Raw genomic sequence first — 16,597 nt, 5'->3', positions numbered from 1 at the left:
AATTTTGGAACTAACAAATGAAAAGAAAAGATTTACAACATATTAAATTAGAAAGCCAGCAGTTGCAAGTTGAGAATGAAAATTCTTTGACGAATGCATTTCTAACCGCAGAAGGAATCAAACTCCGACCAACCTATTCGGAACACGATATCGAAAATCTTACCCATCTTGATTTTGGAGCTGGTTTTGCACCAAATTTGAGAGGACCATACGCAACAATGTATGTTCGCCGTCCATGGACTGTGCGACAATATGCAGGATTTTCAACTGCTGAAGAAAGCAATGCTTTTTACAGAAGAAATCTGGCTGCGGGTCAAAAGGGACTTTCGATAGCTTTTGATTTACCGACGCATCGCGGCTATGATTCAGATCATGAACGTGTGGTGGGCGATGTAGGAAAAGCAGGAGTTGCCATTGACTCTGTTGAAGATATGAAAGTATTATTCGATCAAATTCCCCTGGACGAAATGTCAGTATCAATGACCATGAACGGTGCCGTTTTACCCATCATGGCTTTTTATATCGTTGCAGCCGAAGAACAAGGCATAACACCGGAATTACTTTCTGGTACGATACAAAATGATATTCTAAAAGAGTTTATGGTACGTAACACGTATATTTATCCACCAACTCCTTCAATGAAAATCATTGCTGATATTTTTGAATTTACCAGTAAAAAAATGCCGAAATTCAACTCGATCTCAATTTCGGGATATCACATGCAAGAAGCGGGAGCTACTGCAGATATTGAGTTGGCATACACTCTGGCCGATGGATTAGAATACATTAGAACGGGATTAGCCACCGGAATGAAAATAGATGAATTCGCTCCACGCCTATCTTTTTTCTGGGCGATCGGAATGAATCATTTTATGGAAATCGCAAAAATGCGCGCCGGTAGAATGATATGGGCCAAACTGGTAAAGCAATTCGAACCAAAAGACGATAAATCATTAGCGTTAAGAACCCATTGTCAAACATCGGGTTGGAGTTTAACAGAGCAAGATCCTTTTAACAATGTAGCTCGAACTTGCATTGAAGCTGCTGCTGCCGCTTTTGGAGGAACACAATCTCTACATACCAATGCATTAGATGAAGCTATAGCTTTACCGACGGACTTTTCCGCTAGAATTGCCAGAAACACACAACTGTATTTACAAGAAGAAACTAAGATCACCAAAACCGTCGATCCCTGGGCAGGAAGTTATTATGTAGAAAGCCTAACGAATGAAATCGCTGAAAATGCCTGGAAACTAATCGAGGAGGTGGAAGAACTGGGAGGAATGACCAAAGCGATTGAATCCGGAATTCCAAAACTTAGAATCGAAGAAGCGGCTGCAAGAAAACAAGCAAGAATAGACAGTGGCCAGGATATTATTGTAGGCGTTAATAAATACCGATTACAAAAAGAAGATCCTTTACAGATTTTGGATGTGGATAACCAAATGGTACGCAAACAACAACTGGAACAATTAGACCGCATTAAAGCAACCCGAGATACCGAAAAGGTACAAAAATCACTCGAAAAATTAACGCTGTGCGCAAAAACAGGCGAAGGTAATTTGCTTGAAATTGCAGTTGAAGCTGCCAGAAACAGAACAACGTTGGGGGAAATTAGTGATGCGCTCGAAGCGGTTTTTGGAAGATATAAAGCACAAATTAAATCCTTTAGCGGTGTGTATAGTAAAGAAATAAAAGACGACAAAAGCTTTGAAAAAGCAAAAAAAATGGCAGATGCCTTCGCGAAACAAGAAGGACGCCGCCCTCGAATCATGATAGCTAAAATGGGCCAGGACGGACATGATCGTGGTGCAAAAGTTGTGGCTACAGGTTATGCCGATGTAGGTTTTGATGTTGACATTGGTCCTCTTTTTCAAACACCAGCAGAAGCGGCCAAACAAGCGGTTGAGAACGACGTGCATATCCTGGGCGTTTCTTCTCTGGCAGCTGGCCACAAAACGCTAGTGCCTCAAGTCATCGAAGAACTAAAAAAATACGGACGAGAAGACATCATGGTGGTTGTAGGTGGAGTCATTCCTGCTCAAGATTACCAGTTTTTATTTGATGCCGGTGCGGTTGCCGTTTTTGGCCCTGGTACAAAAATCAGTGAGGCAGCTATAAAGATATTAGAGATTTTGACAGAAAGTTCCGAATAGATAAACCTATCTTATCTTCCAATTTTTAAAACATCAATCGAACGATTGGTGTTTTTTTTTTAACCACCTCTTTTCTGATCCAAAATACACGCAACTATTCCTACTAAAAACAAGCACCGCACGGTGGCTTCTTTTAACATAAATTGTAGAATACATTAACTTAAAAGGCTAAATAAATTAACTAATTTTACTAGAGGTAAGTGATTTTTATTAAAAAAAATAAATTATTATTTTTTTTAAAATACTGATATACAATTAATTACAATAATATAAAAAAAGGGAAGAAAACAATAAGCCTTAGAATTTATCGATTCGTTATATTATACTTATTCAATATTAATTTAAAACCAAATATCATGAAATCTTTAATTATTATTTTGTTATTTTTAGGTTTAACTGTACCATCTTATTCTCAAGATGATGGAAAAATGAAAATTGAAGAACTACCTGGTGTTGTAATCAAAAGTGCCGGAAAAGATTTTTCAGTTTATCTTCCGGACAATAATCCAGATCAAGCCGTTAGAGCGGTAGAAGAAAAATTTATCGCTTATGATCTTGGAAAAGACAATGAAGGATTTGAAGAATATCTTTTAGTAATGAGTACCAAAAAAGGAACTTTATCTGCAACTTATGATGAAAATGGAAAATTAGTTCGTGTAGTTGAAGAATATAAAAATGTGAGACTTCCCAGTGAGGTAATTTATTCTATTTACAGAACTTATCCCGGATATGCAATTGTAAACGATCAATTTCTATATACCCAATCGGAAGGTGATGTTATTAAGAAACAGTATAATGTTAAGATTAAAAAAGACAAAGAAACTATTAAATTAGTAGTTCGTCCTGATGGCGAAATTCTAAAATCAAAATAATCGGATTTAATATAAAAACAAATAGGTTCTCAGAAAATAATTTGTGAGAGCCTATTCCTTTAGTGAATAATAAAGCTTATCTATTTTTCACTGTTGCATTAATATCGGCAACGATAAATGACGTATCATAACCTCCAAACGCTTTCATGTAACTTCTTATAGATGTACCATATGCATCTCTAAAATACCTTTTGCCTTTATTTTTAAAATATTTCCTTACTGAACCTGCACCTCCAAGATGTGCAGCAGCCAATATTCCGGATTCCGTTATGTGAATTCCGTTCATTATTGTTCCAGCATATTTTTCAATTTCCTTTTTTAATTCCCATTTGTTTTTTGCCAAAAGGGCAATAAATGCTTTTTCTTGCATTTCAGGGCTATTCAAGAAAGCGGAACTATTATGTACGCCGACTGTTTTTAGTGTTTCGATACCAAACTGGTATTTACCTAAATATCCGAGTGAATTAATTTTTTTGTATTTGCTTTCAGATTCTCTATATCCGATTGCTTCTCTGAAACCAATGAAGAAATTTCCAGTAAAAGGGATATTCAAATTGGTGTAATCTTCTTGTTTTTCGGATGGAAATAAGTAGTGTGATCCATCTTCTTCATGAACTAGAAACCAAGTGTTGGTGTCTAAATTAAAGGGTTTAAAACCCGAGCTTAAAAAAGCGATAATAATTGTCAAACCTGTATAAAAATACCATTTCTTTATCATAAATTGTTTTTCTTCAAAACGCTGTCCCGTTAAGAAATTTCTACATGCAAATGTACAACAAAAATAATAATGCTGATAATCAATCAGTTAAAGTTTTCTAAAAATAGATTAAGTGTAATTTAATATCGTTGAAGCGCACCATTTCAATCGTTGGAGCTGGTATTTTCACCACATTTAAAACTGAAAAAAGAGTCTTTAAAAAGTGGGATTTGGTGTCAATTTTTGTCAAATCCACATCAAAACTTAGGTAAAACTGTCTGTGTCTTTGCGCATTTAGCGTCAAAAATGAACTTCTATTTTGCGTATTTCCACTTATCATCCCGTCAGCTCCATAACCCAATGCAATATTGAACCATTTTGGTATGTTAGAGCCTTTAGCGAAGGAGTACAAATTAACTGAAAGCCAATAGGTTTGCCCATTATAATCTTTTAGAATTTGCTCTGTAAATGAAGTTCCTAGAACTTCTGGTCTTTGAGCAGCATATTGCGTTGTATGAAAGGAAAACTTGGGAATTATGCGTTGTTCTTTCCAGATTAATTCTTGCGAAACGTATAAAGCCGTTCCAGAAGCATTCGCGATTACATCACCTGAAGAGGCACCCCATTGCGAGGAATATCCATCCATGACCTCTACGGCTGTCAGAAAGACAAATCCCAAACCAGCTCCGTAAACCAGCTGGTCCTTTTTACTAGCTCCACTCCATTGCATTATTTCGGCACCAAACCTGCCTAAATGATACGAGGAGAAAGAATGTCCTGCTTTATCCATTTGCAGCCACTCCGAATTATCATTTATAAAATGAAAATCAGACTTAGGATAATCAGCATACCATAATTGGTTCAAACCTACCAAAATTCCTGATGCAACTATAGCTTCAGAAAGTACAGCGGTTTTTTGCCTTTTTTTATTTAAAGAATCTGCCGGTTTAAGAAAATTATCAATTGTATTTTGCGAAAAACCAAATTGATACCCAACCAACAACAGGAATACAAAAAGCAGTTTTTCAAATTTCAAAACTATCTTTTTACACCTTGACTGTTGATCCAATCCGAATATTTTTTGGCGTTTTTATTGTGCTCTTCTAAAGTAGAGGCAAATTCATGATATCCAAAACGTTCCACACTCGCACAGAAATAAATGAAATTATTTTTTTCCGGATTCAAAACTGCTTCAAGTGCAGTAATATCAGGCATCGCGATAGGTCCTGGAGGAAGGCCTAAATTCATATATGTATTGTAAGGAGAACTCATTGTTAAATCATTATAAAAGACTCTTTTGATAACTTGTTCAAAATTATTAGATTTCTTTTTAATGGCATAAATAACTGTTGGATCCGCTTGAAGTGGCATTAGAGCTCTTAGACGATTTAAATAAACGCCAGCAATTCTGGGTCTTTCATCTTTTTTAACTGATTCTTTGTGGACTATGGAAGCAAGAATAGTTGCTTCAATTGGGGTTAATCCTTGTTTTTTAGCTTTTTCTACGCGGTCTTTAGTCCAAAAATTTCTATATTCTTTAATCATTTTTTCGCGAAATTTTTCAGCCGAAGTATTCCAATAAATCTCATAGGTATTAGGAATGAACATCGCCAAAACATTTTCCTCGGTAAATCCATTTTCTTTCAAAAAAAGAGAATCTTTAAATGTTGTGAGTAATGATAAACTGTCAGCTTCAATTTGAGAACCTACACGACCCGCAAAATTCTCTAACCGCTCCTGATTATTAAAAGCCAAATTTACCGGTACATTGATTCTCATTGCTTTCACCAATTCGTAACTATTCATTCCTTTTGTGAATAAAAAACGACCTGGTTTTACATTTTCAGGATAATCTCTTTTGTTTGCAACCGTTTCAAAACGATTCATGTTTTCTATATAAGGAGCAATTATTTTTTTCACGTCATCATACTCTGAATCTGTTGGGATGAATACATAAACCTCCTTGTCAGAAAATTTTGTATTAGCAGAAAAAATTTGACGCAACAAAATAAATCCGTAAATCATTAATACGGATATCAAAACGACAGATACGATTGTTATAATTTTCTTTAAGTTCAAAATAATTATTTTTTAAAATTGCTTCGCCAGTTCGCTGACGGTTCGTGTTATTATTTTATTAATTGAAAAACAGCTTCATCTTTATAAATGCCATTGACTAAATTCCAATCTTTTTTTATTCCTATACTTTCAAATCCAAATTTAGTAAAAAGAGCTATACTAGCTGCATTTTCGCTACCTATATTTGCATATAATTGATGTAGGTTAAGATGATGAAAAGCATATTGAATTAATAGTCCCAATGCTTCCGAACCAATTTTCTGATTGCGATTTTCATTACCTTGAATTACAATCCCTACCCCAGCCCTATTATTCTTTGGGTCAAAATCGAATAAATCTATTAATCCCAAAGCAGGAAAGTCGTTATCTTGGCAAATTGCCAACCGCAATTGTTTGGCTTCATAAATATCCTGATGTGCATTTTCCAAATATTGTCTCACCAAAAACCGGCTGTAAGGCGTGTTTGTATTGCTAACTTCCCAAATACTCTGATCATTTTCTATTGCATACACAAACTCCAAATCATTGGGCTCTAATGCACGAATATAAATGTTTTCTCCTTTTAATGTTATCATTTAGGTATTAGATTCTTGGTTTTGGTTTTAGTTATATCTCAATCGTTCCTTTAAATACAAATTCAGCAGGCCCTTTCAAGAAAACATTGGTAAACTTATCTTCATCCTTATCAAAAGAAACAACTAATTTTCCTCCTTCAACATTCAAATCAATAGAGTTGGATTTAGTTTTCCCTAATGCATTCATCGCAATTGCAGCTGCCGTAGCACCCGTTCCACAGGAAAGAGTTTCATCCTCCACTCCTCTTTCATAGGTTCTCAGTGAAAAAGTAGTTGCGTCAACTTGTTTTACAAAATTGATATTGCTCCCTTGTTTTCCATACAATTCACCGTATCGAATAGCAGCTCCGTTTTCTTTAACATTATAATGTTCTAAATCCTCAACCAACTGCACATGATGTGGCGAACCAGTATTTAGAAAAACATGATTCGGAGTGATTTTTACATCTGTGACATCTATCATTTGTAATGAAACTATTCCATTGTCAGCAATTGTCGCATGATGCAAACCATCTGTGGCAATAAAAGTTGTACTATTTTGAATTACGTTAACCTTTTTGGCAAAAGCCACTAAGCATCTTCCACCGTTCCCACACATGGAACTTTGGTTCCCATCCGAATTATAATATACCATTTTGAAATCGGTTTCAGAATCATTTTCTAATAAAATAAGTCCGTCTGCCCCTATTCCAAAACGTCTGTCGCATAAATGGGCTATCAATTGGATATTGTCTTTTGGAAAAATTTCCTGACGATTATCAATCATCACAAAATCATTTCCTGTTCCTTGGTATTTATAAAATTCTATTTGCATTTTCTTTGAATTGAGATATACAAAAGTACGAACTATTAATGAAATGTTAATCATTGTTAAAGAGCGTTAAACTCTTTTTCAAAAAAACAATTTAACGCTATTTTTACCTTAAAATAATTTAAAAATGAATTCTAATATGAAACGATTTTCAACACTGTTTTCAATATCATTACTGAGCGGAGCCGTGACATTAGGCTCTTATAAATTATTATTTGACAATGACGGCTATTTTTCGCGCAACAAAAACCCAATCGTAACAGTTGCCTCAGACTCGTATGGAAAAAGCGTAGGACTATCCGCTGAAAATGTTGATTTTACCGAAGCTGCAGAAAAGACCATTCACACAGTAGTTCACGTAAAAAATGTATCCCGTAAAACTGTCAGTAACCCAATGCTTGAATATTTCTATGGTTATGGAGGACAATCACAGCAAGAACAAGTTGGAACAGGTTCCGGCGTAATTATTTCTGAAGACGGTTACATTGTTACTAATAATCACGTGGTGAAAGATGCTTCGGAAATTGAAATAACATTAAATAATAAAAAATCATACAAAGCCAGACTCATTGGAACCGATTCGAAAATGGACATTGCCCTATTGAAAATAGATGCTGATGAAAAATTATCGTATACCGCTTTCGCCAATTCTGATTCAGTGAAAATTGGAGAATGGGTTTTGGCAGTAGGAAATCCCTATAACTTGACATCTACGGTGACCGCAGGAATTGTTTCGGCGAAAGCCCGAAACCTTGATACTAGTGGAATCCAATCCTTCATACAAACGGATGCCGCTGTAAATCCGGGAAATAGTGGTGGCGCACTGGTAAACACCCGCGGAGAATTAATTGGAATCAATACGATGATTTCTTCCATGACAGGTTCTTATGTTGGTTATTCTTTTGCTGTTCCATCAAATATAGCCCGAAAAATCATTGAAGATATTATGGAGTTTGGTAATGTCCAAAGAGGTATTCTTGGGGTTGAAGGTGGGGAATTAAACGGAACTGCTTCAAAAGAATTGGGTATTTCCCAAACGCAAGGATTTTACATCAATAGAGTTACCAAAAATTCCGGTGCCGAAAAATCGGGCCTTCAAAAAGGAGATATCATCGTCCAATTAGATGACCAAAATGTAGCTACTTTTGCCGATCTATCCGGTTATATAAATACCAAAAGACCGAATGATAAGGTTCAGGTAACTATTTTAAGAGATGGCAAAAACAGAATCATACCAGTTATTTTGAGTAAAAATGAATTTTTCAGCGCCGAATTCAAAGGACTGGAATTAGAAAACATAAATGCGGCTGACAAAAAGAAATTCAATCTGGACTACGGTGTAAGAATTAGATCCATAACCAATCCGAATCTGAAGCAATATGAAGAAGAGCTCAAAGGAAATATTATTCTGAGCATCGATAATGTAAAGGCTAAAGATATTGAAACAGTATCTAAATTTTTAGACAAAAAAGAGGAAAATCAAAGTATCCGAATTGAAATGATCAATAAAAACGGAGAAATTATAAAAATTATTATCTGATATTTATAATCTCAAAAAATGAAAGCCATCTTGTAAAACCGAGGTGGCTTTTTTATTTTAAAAATAAATTGAAAAATAGGCTACGAAATCGATTGAAATGGGTAATTTTGCGCAAATTTTAAAAATTAATAATTTATTTTACAAATTTTCACATGAGCATTACATACGAAAAAGAAGTTTCTTTTCAAGCCGACAGACGACGTGCAGGAGTAGAATTGATCAAAATCATCAGTGATTTATGGTACGACAAATCGATTGAAATGGTTTTATTTAGAAATCAACTAATTGACAAAAACGTAAGCGAAATCATCAACTTACATGATTATGCAGGAGAATTTGTGAGCAAACCAATTTCTGTATTTGATTCTGTAGAAATTGCCAGAGCTGTTTTGGAATTGGATTTACCGCCTTCAAAACTGGATATTGGCAAACTTACTTATGAATATCGTTTGGAAGATGAAAAATATCCAGACACAAGGCATTTTGTAATAGCCAAATTAAAAGATGCCAAAAAGTTCGAGGAAATTCAACCCAAAAATGTAGTCTTATATGGTTTTGGTAGAATTGGAAGATTAGTAGCACGTGAATTACTTTCGAAAACTGGAAAAGGAAATCAATTGCGATTGAGAGCCATTGTAACTCGCGATAAAAATGACGCGACTTCGCTGGAAAAAAGAGCTTCATTGTTGCGTTATGATTCAATTCATGGTGATTTTCAAGGTTCTGTGGTAGCTGACGCAAAAAACAATGCTTTAATAATTAATGGCACAACCGTTCACATTATCACCGCAAACGGACCAGAAGAAATTGATTATACCTCATATGGAATTGACAATGCTTTGGTGATTGATAATACTGGTGCTTTTACTACCCATGAAGCTTTAAGCAGGCATTTAGTTTCAAAAGGAGTAGATAAAGTCTTACTTACCGCTCCTGGGAAAGGTGTTCCAAATATCGTTCATGGTGTTAATCAAAATGAATACAATCCCGATGAAATCAACATTTTTTCAGCGGCCTCCTGTACAACCAACGCAATAACACCAATCCTCAAAGCTGTTGAAGATACTTTAGGCATTGTAAAAGGGCATTTAGAAACCATTCATGCGTATACTAACGACCAGAATTTGGTCGATAACATGCACAAAAAATACCGTCGTGGTAGAGCAGCTGCTTTGAATATGGTAATTACTGAAACAGGGGCAGGAAGTGCAGTTGCAAAAGCATTACCATCACTTGAGGGAAAACTAACTTCTAATGCAATCAGAGTGCCGGTTCCTAACGGTTCACTAGTTGTTCTGAATCTTGAAGTTTCAAGAACAACTTCGATTAAGGAAATTAATGCCATCATGAAAAAATATGCTTTGGAAGGGGAGCTGGTAGAGCAAATCAAATATTCGCTGAATAACGAGTTGGTTTCTTCGGATATCGTAGGCACCTCGGCACCATCGATTTACGACAGTAACGCTACGATTGTTTCAAATGATGGAAAAAACATCGTCTTGTACATTTGGTATGACAACGAATATGGCTATAGCCATCAAGTCATCCGCTTAGCAAAATATATTGCTAAAGTAAGACGTTTCACGTATTACTAGCATTTAGCTTACAGGTTGTAGTTGCTGTTTTTAGTTTTTAGTTTTTTTTAGTTTTAGAGAAAGCAACCCAACCTGAATTAAATAGAAAATCCGTCTCATTTTGAAACGGATTTTTTTTTAAACATATTTAGTTAAAGTGGCAAAACGGTTGTACTCTTCACTTCGGCAATAATAAAAAAACTATTAATCAAAGAAACCTCCGGTAAAACCGATAATTTTTTTTGATGAAAATAATGATAACTTTCCATATCTGGCAATACAATTTTTAACATATAATCAAAATTTCCAGAAACAAAATTACACTCAACAACTTCAGGCATATTTAGAATCGCCTGATTAAATCCTTCTGAGATATCATAATTTTGTTTTACGAGTGTCACCTGGCAATAGACCGTCAGATTTTTACCCAGTTTCTTTTTATTCAAAATAGCAACATACTTCTCAATAAAGCCTTCTTTTTCCAAACGCTTTACTCTGTCATGGACCGGTGTCAGTGAAAGGTTGATTTGATTGGCGATATCTTTTAAGGTCAAATGTGCATCTTCTTGAAGAAGACGTAAGATTTTTTTGTCGGTTTCGTCCAGTATCATATTTTTTTTAATTTTTTCTTAAGGTATAAATGCAGTCTTTTTTTCTTTTTGGAAATATAAAAAAACATTTATAAAGAAATATTTAATGCTAAAATACAAAATAAAATTAATATTTTCTTAATTTAATAGCTTATAGCCATAATATTTTCTTTATGCATAAATTTGTAATGCAATTAAAACCAAACCTTTAAACACATCACTATGATAATCGGAATTCCTAAAGAAATCAAAAATAACGAAAACCGTGTAGCGCTTACTCCTGCAGGTGTTGCCGAATTCAAAAAACAAGGCCATATCGTTTATGTGCAAGCGAGCGCTGGTGAAAACAGTGGTTTTAGTGACAAAGCCTATGCTGAAGCTGGAGCTGAGTTGTTGCCAACAATAGAAGACGTGTACAGCATTGCTGAAATGATAATTAAAGTAAAAGAGCCTATAGCTTCTGAATATCCTTTGATCAAAAAAAACCAATTATTATTTACCTATTTTCACTTTGCTTCATCGGAACCATTGACTCATGCTATGATCGAGCGTGGCGCAATATGTTTGGCTTATGAAACTGTTGAAAAAGCAGACCGTAGCTTGCCTTTATTGGTACCAATGTCAGAAGTGGCGGGTCGTATGTCAATTCAGGAAGGTGCTAAATATTTAGAGAAACCATTGAAAGGTAAAGGAATCCTTTTAGGCGGAGTTCCAGGAGTTCCTCCTGCTAAAGTTTTAATCTTAGGCGGTGGAATCGTAGGAACACAAGCTGCAAAAATGGCTGCAGGATTTGGGGCGCAAGTAACCATTATGGATGTAAGCTTACCACGTTTACGTTATTTGTCTGATGTTATGCCAGCTAATGTTACCACTATTATCTCAAACCATTATAATATCCGTGAAGCAATTGCAACGGCTGATTTAGTTATTGGAGCAGTTTTAATTCCGGGAGCTAAAGCACCGCATTTAATTACTCGTGATATGCTAAAATTAATGGGCCCGGGAACGGTAGTAGTTGACGTAGCTGTTGATCAGGGAGGTTGCATTGAAACCTGTACTCCTACAACACACGAAAACCCAACGTTTATTATAGACGATATTGTACATTACTGTGTGGCAAATATGCCGGGCGCAGTTCCTTATACTTCTACATTAGCTCTTACAAATGCTACTTTACCTTACGCGTTGCAATTAGCAAACAAAGGATGGCAAAAAGCGTGTGCTGAAAATGAAGAATTGAAAAAAGGATTAAACATTGCTAATGGAAAAATCCTTTACAAAGGAGTTGCCGAAGCTTGGAATCTACCTTTTCATGAAGAGTTAGTGTTAGAAAACGCAGTTAACTAACATTAAACAAGTGCTTACTACACTAGAAAAACCCGTCTTGTTGCAAGACGGGTTTTCTGTTTTTATTCTATAAACTATATTGAGCTGTGACCCTCCGTAAAAACTTGGGATCAGACTATTCGTTGCAATCTTTACTCCCCCAGGCTTATAAAAGGTTTCCGCTGCAAATGAAACACACTGAACTCCAGACAAAATAAAAATATTTCCAGTTAATCCCACCAGCAAACAAGAAATCAAATTACAGTATTTAGTGTTCAGCCTAAGATATCAGTAAACTACTCCTTCGGTTTTGTCATGTAATAAACAGGAATTCCTGTTAACATAATCAACACTCCCCAACCACACGTTGAGAATTTAGTCAACAATAAGGAAATACATATTGCTGACGCTATAATAATATATAAAAATGGAAGAAAGGGATATCCAAATGCTTTGTATGGTCGTTCTGCATCTGGCATTTTCTTGCGAAGAATAAAAATCCCGTAGATAGTTAAAATGTAAAAAATCAATACAATAATAATTACAAAATCTAATAAATCTCCGTATTTCCCTGTCAAACATAGTAGCGAAGCCCAAACACACTGTATCCATAAAGCCCATGCCGGAACACTGGCGTCATTAAGCACTGCAGCTTTCTTAAAAAACAAACCATCTTTTGCCATTGTATAATAAACTCTGGCGCCTGCCATAATCAATCCGTTGTTACATGCGAAAGTCGAAATCATAATCATCACTGCAATGATAATTGTTCCCATATCGCCAAAAGTATATTGGGAAGCCACAACCGCTACTCTATCAGATTTTGCAGTAGCAATTTCATCGAAAGGAATTACGGCGAGGTACATCAAATTGGTAAGAACATAAATAATCGTTACGATGAAAGTTCCCAAGAACAAACTTAAACCAACATTACGCTTTGGATTTTTAATTTCGCCCGCAATAAAAGTAACTCCCACCCAAGCATCACTGGAAAACAAAGAACCCACCATCGCTGCAGAAATCCCGGTTAACAAAGCCGTTCCTCCGATTGGCATCCAAGAACCACTTTCTGTATTAAAGGCTCTGGAACTAAAGGCATTTGTCCAGTTAGCATTCCAAATTTCTGCTTTAGCAGCAAGAATAAAACCAAAAACTATTAATCCAAACAGCGATAAAATTTTAACCATAGTCAAAACTGTTTGCATTATTTTACTGTTTTTCACACCACGACTATTGATATAGGTTAGTAAAACAATCGTGATTATAGAAACAATTTGCGCTGCATTAAGCTTGAATGAACCTATCTCATACAGAATATTTTCATCACTTAAAGGCGGAACCAAATAGGCTGCAAACTTTGAAAAACCCACACCAACTGCAGCAATTGTTCCCGTTTGAATCACTGCAAAGAAACTCCAGCCGTAGAGAAAGGCAATCAGTTTATTATACGCTTCTTTAAGATACACGTATTGTCCACCAGCTTTAGGAAACATGGCACTCAATTCACCATAACTCACCGCCGCAATAATGGTAATCAATCCGGAAATAAGCCAAATCAAAATCAGCCAACCTGCTGACCCCACTTGTCTGGCAATATCAGCACTTACAATAAATATTCCGGATCCGATCATAGAACCCACCACAAGCATGGTCCCATCGAGTAATCCTAACTCTCTTTTAAAATCTTCTGGTTTTTGGTCTTCCATATTTTTTGGTTTTGGGTTTTAGTTGGCTAAAGATATACTTTTTTTATAAATTTCAAAAAACAGAGAAATGGAGGCCTATAAGGATTAATAAAAGGAACTCCTCTACGTGAAAATTCCAGATCAGCTTTGGTTGCTGGTAGTTCTGATCTATAGAACTATCTAACACACGCTAGCCTCATCTCTCTCGCAAGACAATGTGATAATCCTGAAGTTTACTTTGAAAGTAAAATTTTTTATAAGATTATTCTTATTTACTACTCTATCAGAAACAAACAGAACTCTTCCTGACTTTTATAACTTATTGGAATTACGCTCAATATTCAATTCCCTCTATATTGCTACAACAAGGAAATAGCACGAACGAAAAAAGCTACACGTATATGTAGCTTTTTTCGTTCGTCCTTTTAAACTATAAACCACCATTCAAAACACAAAGCAGTCCAACACAATCTTAGTATATTTTTTACATTACAATGAAAAAACAGTTCTCTTTAATTGGTTTTCATTGGTGGCAAGTCAAATGCCGCTGCTTCATGTTCAAAATTGTTACGATGGGAACCATCACAAAAAGGCTTGTTCGATGATAATCCACAACGGCAAAGACCCAACGCGGTTCTGCCCTCTAATCCATAAAGTTTGCCTTCAAAATCCATTATTTCGAAATCACCTTCTATTTTTATAGATCCATTGCGATTAATTATTAGTTTTGTCTTGCTCATAATGCTGTTAAATTTTTTTGACTCCAAAGATTGTAAAATATATCCTGACAGTTTAGAAATAGCGATTTTATATCATGCAAAAGAGCTAATTTACATTAATTCTATATTATGCAGAACTTAGATGTGAAAGCAATAGTAGCCAGCAAAACAGGAATTCTGGTTACGCTTTTATTTTATAGCATACACAAAATGGTTTACATCTATATTGTACATTTGCCAAGTACGGTACATTTTAGGTTGTGTCTGAATATTTTATGTTTTGCAACAATAACCGCGACCTTTTTAATTTTAAGTAAAGAAGAATTCAATACCAGATAATATTTCAAAAGCATGACTATCTTAAAAAAAATAAATGTATTCAGAAGGATTTTAACGCACGGTCTGACTAAAAACATTGGCAGTTCACAAAAGAATCAAAAAATTGATTTGACCCAAAAAATTGAAATTACAAGAGTTTTAATTTCAAGGCCAAATCATCGATTAGGAAACCTATTACTGATCACGCCGCTGGTCCAAGAAGTAATCGCCTCTTTTCCGCAATGTAAAATTGACCTATTTGTAAAAGGAGGCTTAGCTCCAATTGTTTTTCAAAATTATGAAAATATCAATTATATTATAGAACTCCCTAAAAAGCCATTTAAAAATTTAATAGATTATTTTAAGGTTTGGATAAAAATCAAAAAACAACATTATGATATTGTTATAAATGTTGACAAAGGTTCTTCATCTGGAAGATTGTCTGCTCAATTTGCTAATGCAAAATATAAATTTTTTGGAGAGGTTGACGAAAGCATTCAATTGAAATATAAGGATTATGAGCACATTGCAAAATACCCAGTATATGAATTTAGAAATTTTTTAACCAAATTAGGTTTTGAAAACAGTAAGAATCCAGTTCCTCCACTAGATCTCAAGCTAAGCCTTGCAGAAATTGCCGACGGTCAAAAAATAGTACAGGAAATAGTGAATAACGGCAAAAAAATTATTTCCATTTTTACCTACGCTACTGATGACAAATGTTATTCAGAGTCTTGGTGGGAGGAATTTTACGATCGATTAAAAACGGAATATCCAAATTACAATATTATTGAAATTTTACCGGTTGAAAATATTTCACAAATTGGATTTAAAGCACCTACCTTTTACAGCAAAGACATTCGTGAAATTGGATCTGTGATTGCAAATACCGTAATTTTTATTGGTGCTGATAGCGGTATTATGCATTTGGCCAGTGCTTCACTAACACCCACAGTCGGCTTATTTTCACGTGCTAATCATAACATATATGCGCCATACAGCAACAATAGCGTAGCCATAAACACCAATAGTAGTAACACAAATGACTGTATCAAAATCATCAATCATATTCTTACCTCCAACTAATTCAGCTACGTTTTCTTTATCTATAACCATAATTAAACAACCATGAAAAAAATACTTTTCCTCCTTCTTACACTTGTATGTACTGGATCAGTTGGGGCACAAGCCACCAGCTCTTTTTCTTTAACGATGAATCATGCTGCGCTTTCCGTAAAAGACCTGGATCGTTCGGTTGATTTTTACACAAACGTTTTGAAACTATCTGAAATCACCAACCTCACCCGAAAAGAAGGCATTCGTTGGATTTCCATGGGGGATGGAAAAGAGCTACACTTAGTTTCTACAATTAAAGAACCTGTCACAGTAAATAAAGCGGTGCACATTGCTTTTAAAGCCATCAATTTTGATGAACTGGTAAAAACATTGGAAAATCAAAAAATCGTTTATTCAGATTGGCAAGGAATTCTTCATAAAATCAACATTCGAGCTGATGGCATTAAACAGATTTATTTTCAAGACCCTGATGGGTATTGGATTGAAGTAAATAGTGTGGAATAAAAACATCTTTAAAAATGAAACTCCCCAGCTATCTGATAGCTGGGGAGTTTCATTTTTAATGTCAAAACACTAAA

16 protein-coding genes are annotated in these 16,597 nt (G+C 35.2%); 8 read left to right on the top strand and 8 right to left on the bottom strand.

The window, feature by feature from the left end; all coding sequences use genetic code 11:
• Positions 1-17 precede the first annotated feature (17 nt).
• Complete coding sequence (gene scpA, locus ACNQGN_RS08175) at positions 18-2,156, top strand: methylmalonyl-CoA mutase (RefSeq protein WP_417987336.1); 2,139 nt, start codon at positions 18-20, stop codon at positions 2,154-2,156.
• 356 nt (positions 2,157-2,512) lie between these two features.
• Positions 2,513-3,028 carry a hypothetical protein gene (locus ACNQGN_RS08170; protein ID WP_417987335.1) on the top strand — a complete coding sequence of 172 codons (516 nt, stop codon included), beginning with the start codon at positions 2,513-2,515 and terminating at the stop codon, positions 3,026-3,028.
• Positions 3,029-3,104: 76 nt separating this feature from the next.
• Here the strand turns inward: ACNQGN_RS08170 and ACNQGN_RS08165 are convergent, their stop codons facing one another.
• From ACNQGN_RS08165 to dapF, 5 genes are all read right to left on the bottom strand, one after another.
• Positions 3,105-3,746, bottom strand: coding sequence for a peptidoglycan-binding protein LysM (locus ACNQGN_RS08165; RefSeq protein ID WP_417987334.1), 642 nt, complete (start codon positions 3,744-3,746; stop codon positions 3,105-3,107).
• A gap of 97 nt (positions 3,747-3,843) precedes the next feature.
• Positions 3,844-4,761 carry a DUF2279 domain-containing protein gene (locus ACNQGN_RS08160; protein WP_417987333.1) on the bottom strand — a complete coding sequence of 306 codons (918 nt, stop codon included), beginning with the start codon at positions 4,759-4,761 and terminating at the stop codon, positions 3,844-3,846.
• A gap of 2 nt (positions 4,762-4,763) precedes the next feature.
• The gene (mltG, locus tag ACNQGN_RS08155; RefSeq protein ID WP_417987332.1) at positions 4,764-5,804 is read right to left on the bottom strand and encodes an endolytic transglycosylase MltG; all 1,041 of its coding nucleotides are present in this window, start codon (positions 5,802-5,804) and stop codon (positions 4,764-4,766) included.
• A gap of 50 nt (positions 5,805-5,854) precedes the next feature.
• Positions 5,855-6,379, bottom strand: coding sequence for a GNAT family N-acetyltransferase (locus tag ACNQGN_RS08150; RefSeq protein ID WP_417987331.1), 525 nt, complete (start codon positions 6,377-6,379; stop codon positions 5,855-5,857).
• A 31-nt stretch (positions 6,380-6,410) separates the two neighbouring features.
• Complete coding sequence (dapF, locus tag ACNQGN_RS08145; protein ID WP_417987373.1) at positions 6,411-7,193, bottom strand: diaminopimelate epimerase; 783 nt, start codon at positions 7,191-7,193, stop codon at positions 6,411-6,413.
• Between the two features lie 136 nt (positions 7,194-7,329).
• Between dapF and ACNQGN_RS08140 the strand changes: the two genes are divergently transcribed.
• Together ACNQGN_RS08140 and ACNQGN_RS08135 are read left to right on the top strand one after the other, a co-directional pair.
• Positions 7,330-8,730 carry a trypsin-like peptidase domain-containing protein gene (locus ACNQGN_RS08140; RefSeq protein ID WP_417987372.1) on the top strand — a complete coding sequence of 467 codons (1,401 nt, stop codon included), beginning with the start codon at positions 7,330-7,332 and terminating at the stop codon, positions 8,728-8,730.
• A 152-nt stretch (positions 8,731-8,882) separates the two neighbouring features.
• Positions 8,883-10,325, top strand: coding sequence for a glyceraldehyde-3-phosphate dehydrogenase (locus ACNQGN_RS08135; protein ID WP_417987330.1), 1,443 nt, complete (start codon positions 8,883-8,885; stop codon positions 10,323-10,325).
• Positions 10,326-10,456: 131 nt separating this feature from the next.
• On the opposite strand, the gene ACNQGN_RS08130 is transcribed toward ACNQGN_RS08135, so the two are convergent.
• Entirely contained in the window at positions 10,457-10,915 is a 459-nt protein-coding gene (locus ACNQGN_RS08130; protein WP_417987329.1) for an Lrp/AsnC family transcriptional regulator, read from the bottom strand.
• 201 nt (positions 10,916-11,116) lie between these two features.
• Here ACNQGN_RS08130 and ald point away from each other — a divergent pair, with 201 nt between their 5' ends.
• Positions 11,117-12,241: an alanine dehydrogenase gene (gene ald / locus ACNQGN_RS08125; RefSeq protein ID WP_417987328.1), complete on the top strand. Its 1,125-nt coding sequence runs from the start codon at positions 11,117-11,119 to the stop codon at positions 12,239-12,241.
• Between the two features lie 275 nt (positions 12,242-12,516).
• Here ald and ACNQGN_RS08120 read toward each other — a convergent pair whose 3' ends face one another.
• Both ACNQGN_RS08120 and ACNQGN_RS08115 read right to left on the bottom strand, forming a co-directional pair.
• Positions 12,517-13,926 (bottom strand): APC family permease, encoded by a 1,410-nt coding sequence (locus tag ACNQGN_RS08120; protein ID WP_417987327.1) that lies wholly within the window; start codon positions 13,924-13,926, stop codon positions 12,517-12,519.
• Between the two features lie 491 nt (positions 13,927-14,417).
• Positions 14,418-14,645, bottom strand: a complete 228-nt coding sequence (locus ACNQGN_RS08115; RefSeq protein ID WP_417987326.1) for a CDGSH iron-sulfur domain-containing protein — start codon at positions 14,643-14,645, stop codon at positions 14,418-14,420.
• 108 nt (positions 14,646-14,753) lie between these two features.
• Here ACNQGN_RS08115 and ACNQGN_RS08110 point away from each other — a divergent pair, with 108 nt between their 5' ends.
• From ACNQGN_RS08110 to ACNQGN_RS08100, 3 genes are read left to right on the top strand one after another with little or no spacing between them, the layout of a single operon-like run.
• Complete coding sequence (locus ACNQGN_RS08110; protein ID WP_417987325.1) at positions 14,754-14,963, top strand: hypothetical protein; 210 nt, start codon at positions 14,754-14,756, stop codon at positions 14,961-14,963.
• A 12-nt stretch (positions 14,964-14,975) separates the two neighbouring features.
• Positions 14,976-16,028: a glycosyltransferase family 9 protein gene (locus ACNQGN_RS08105; protein ID WP_417987324.1), complete on the top strand. Its 1,053-nt coding sequence runs from the start codon at positions 14,976-14,978 to the stop codon at positions 16,026-16,028.
• Between the two features lie 42 nt (positions 16,029-16,070).
• Positions 16,071-16,523: a VOC family protein gene (locus tag ACNQGN_RS08100; protein ID WP_417987323.1), complete on the top strand. Its 453-nt coding sequence runs from the start codon at positions 16,071-16,073 to the stop codon at positions 16,521-16,523.
• The last annotated feature ends 74 nt before the right edge of the window (positions 16,524-16,597 follow it).

The organism is Flavobacterium rhamnosi (assembly GCF_048286515.1).
Classification (GTDB): Bacteria; Bacteroidota; Bacteroidia; order Flavobacteriales; family Flavobacteriaceae; genus Flavobacterium.
The sequence above is the reverse complement of the archived record's forward strand: the minus strand, read 5'-3'. Positions and strand labels throughout refer to the sequence as shown.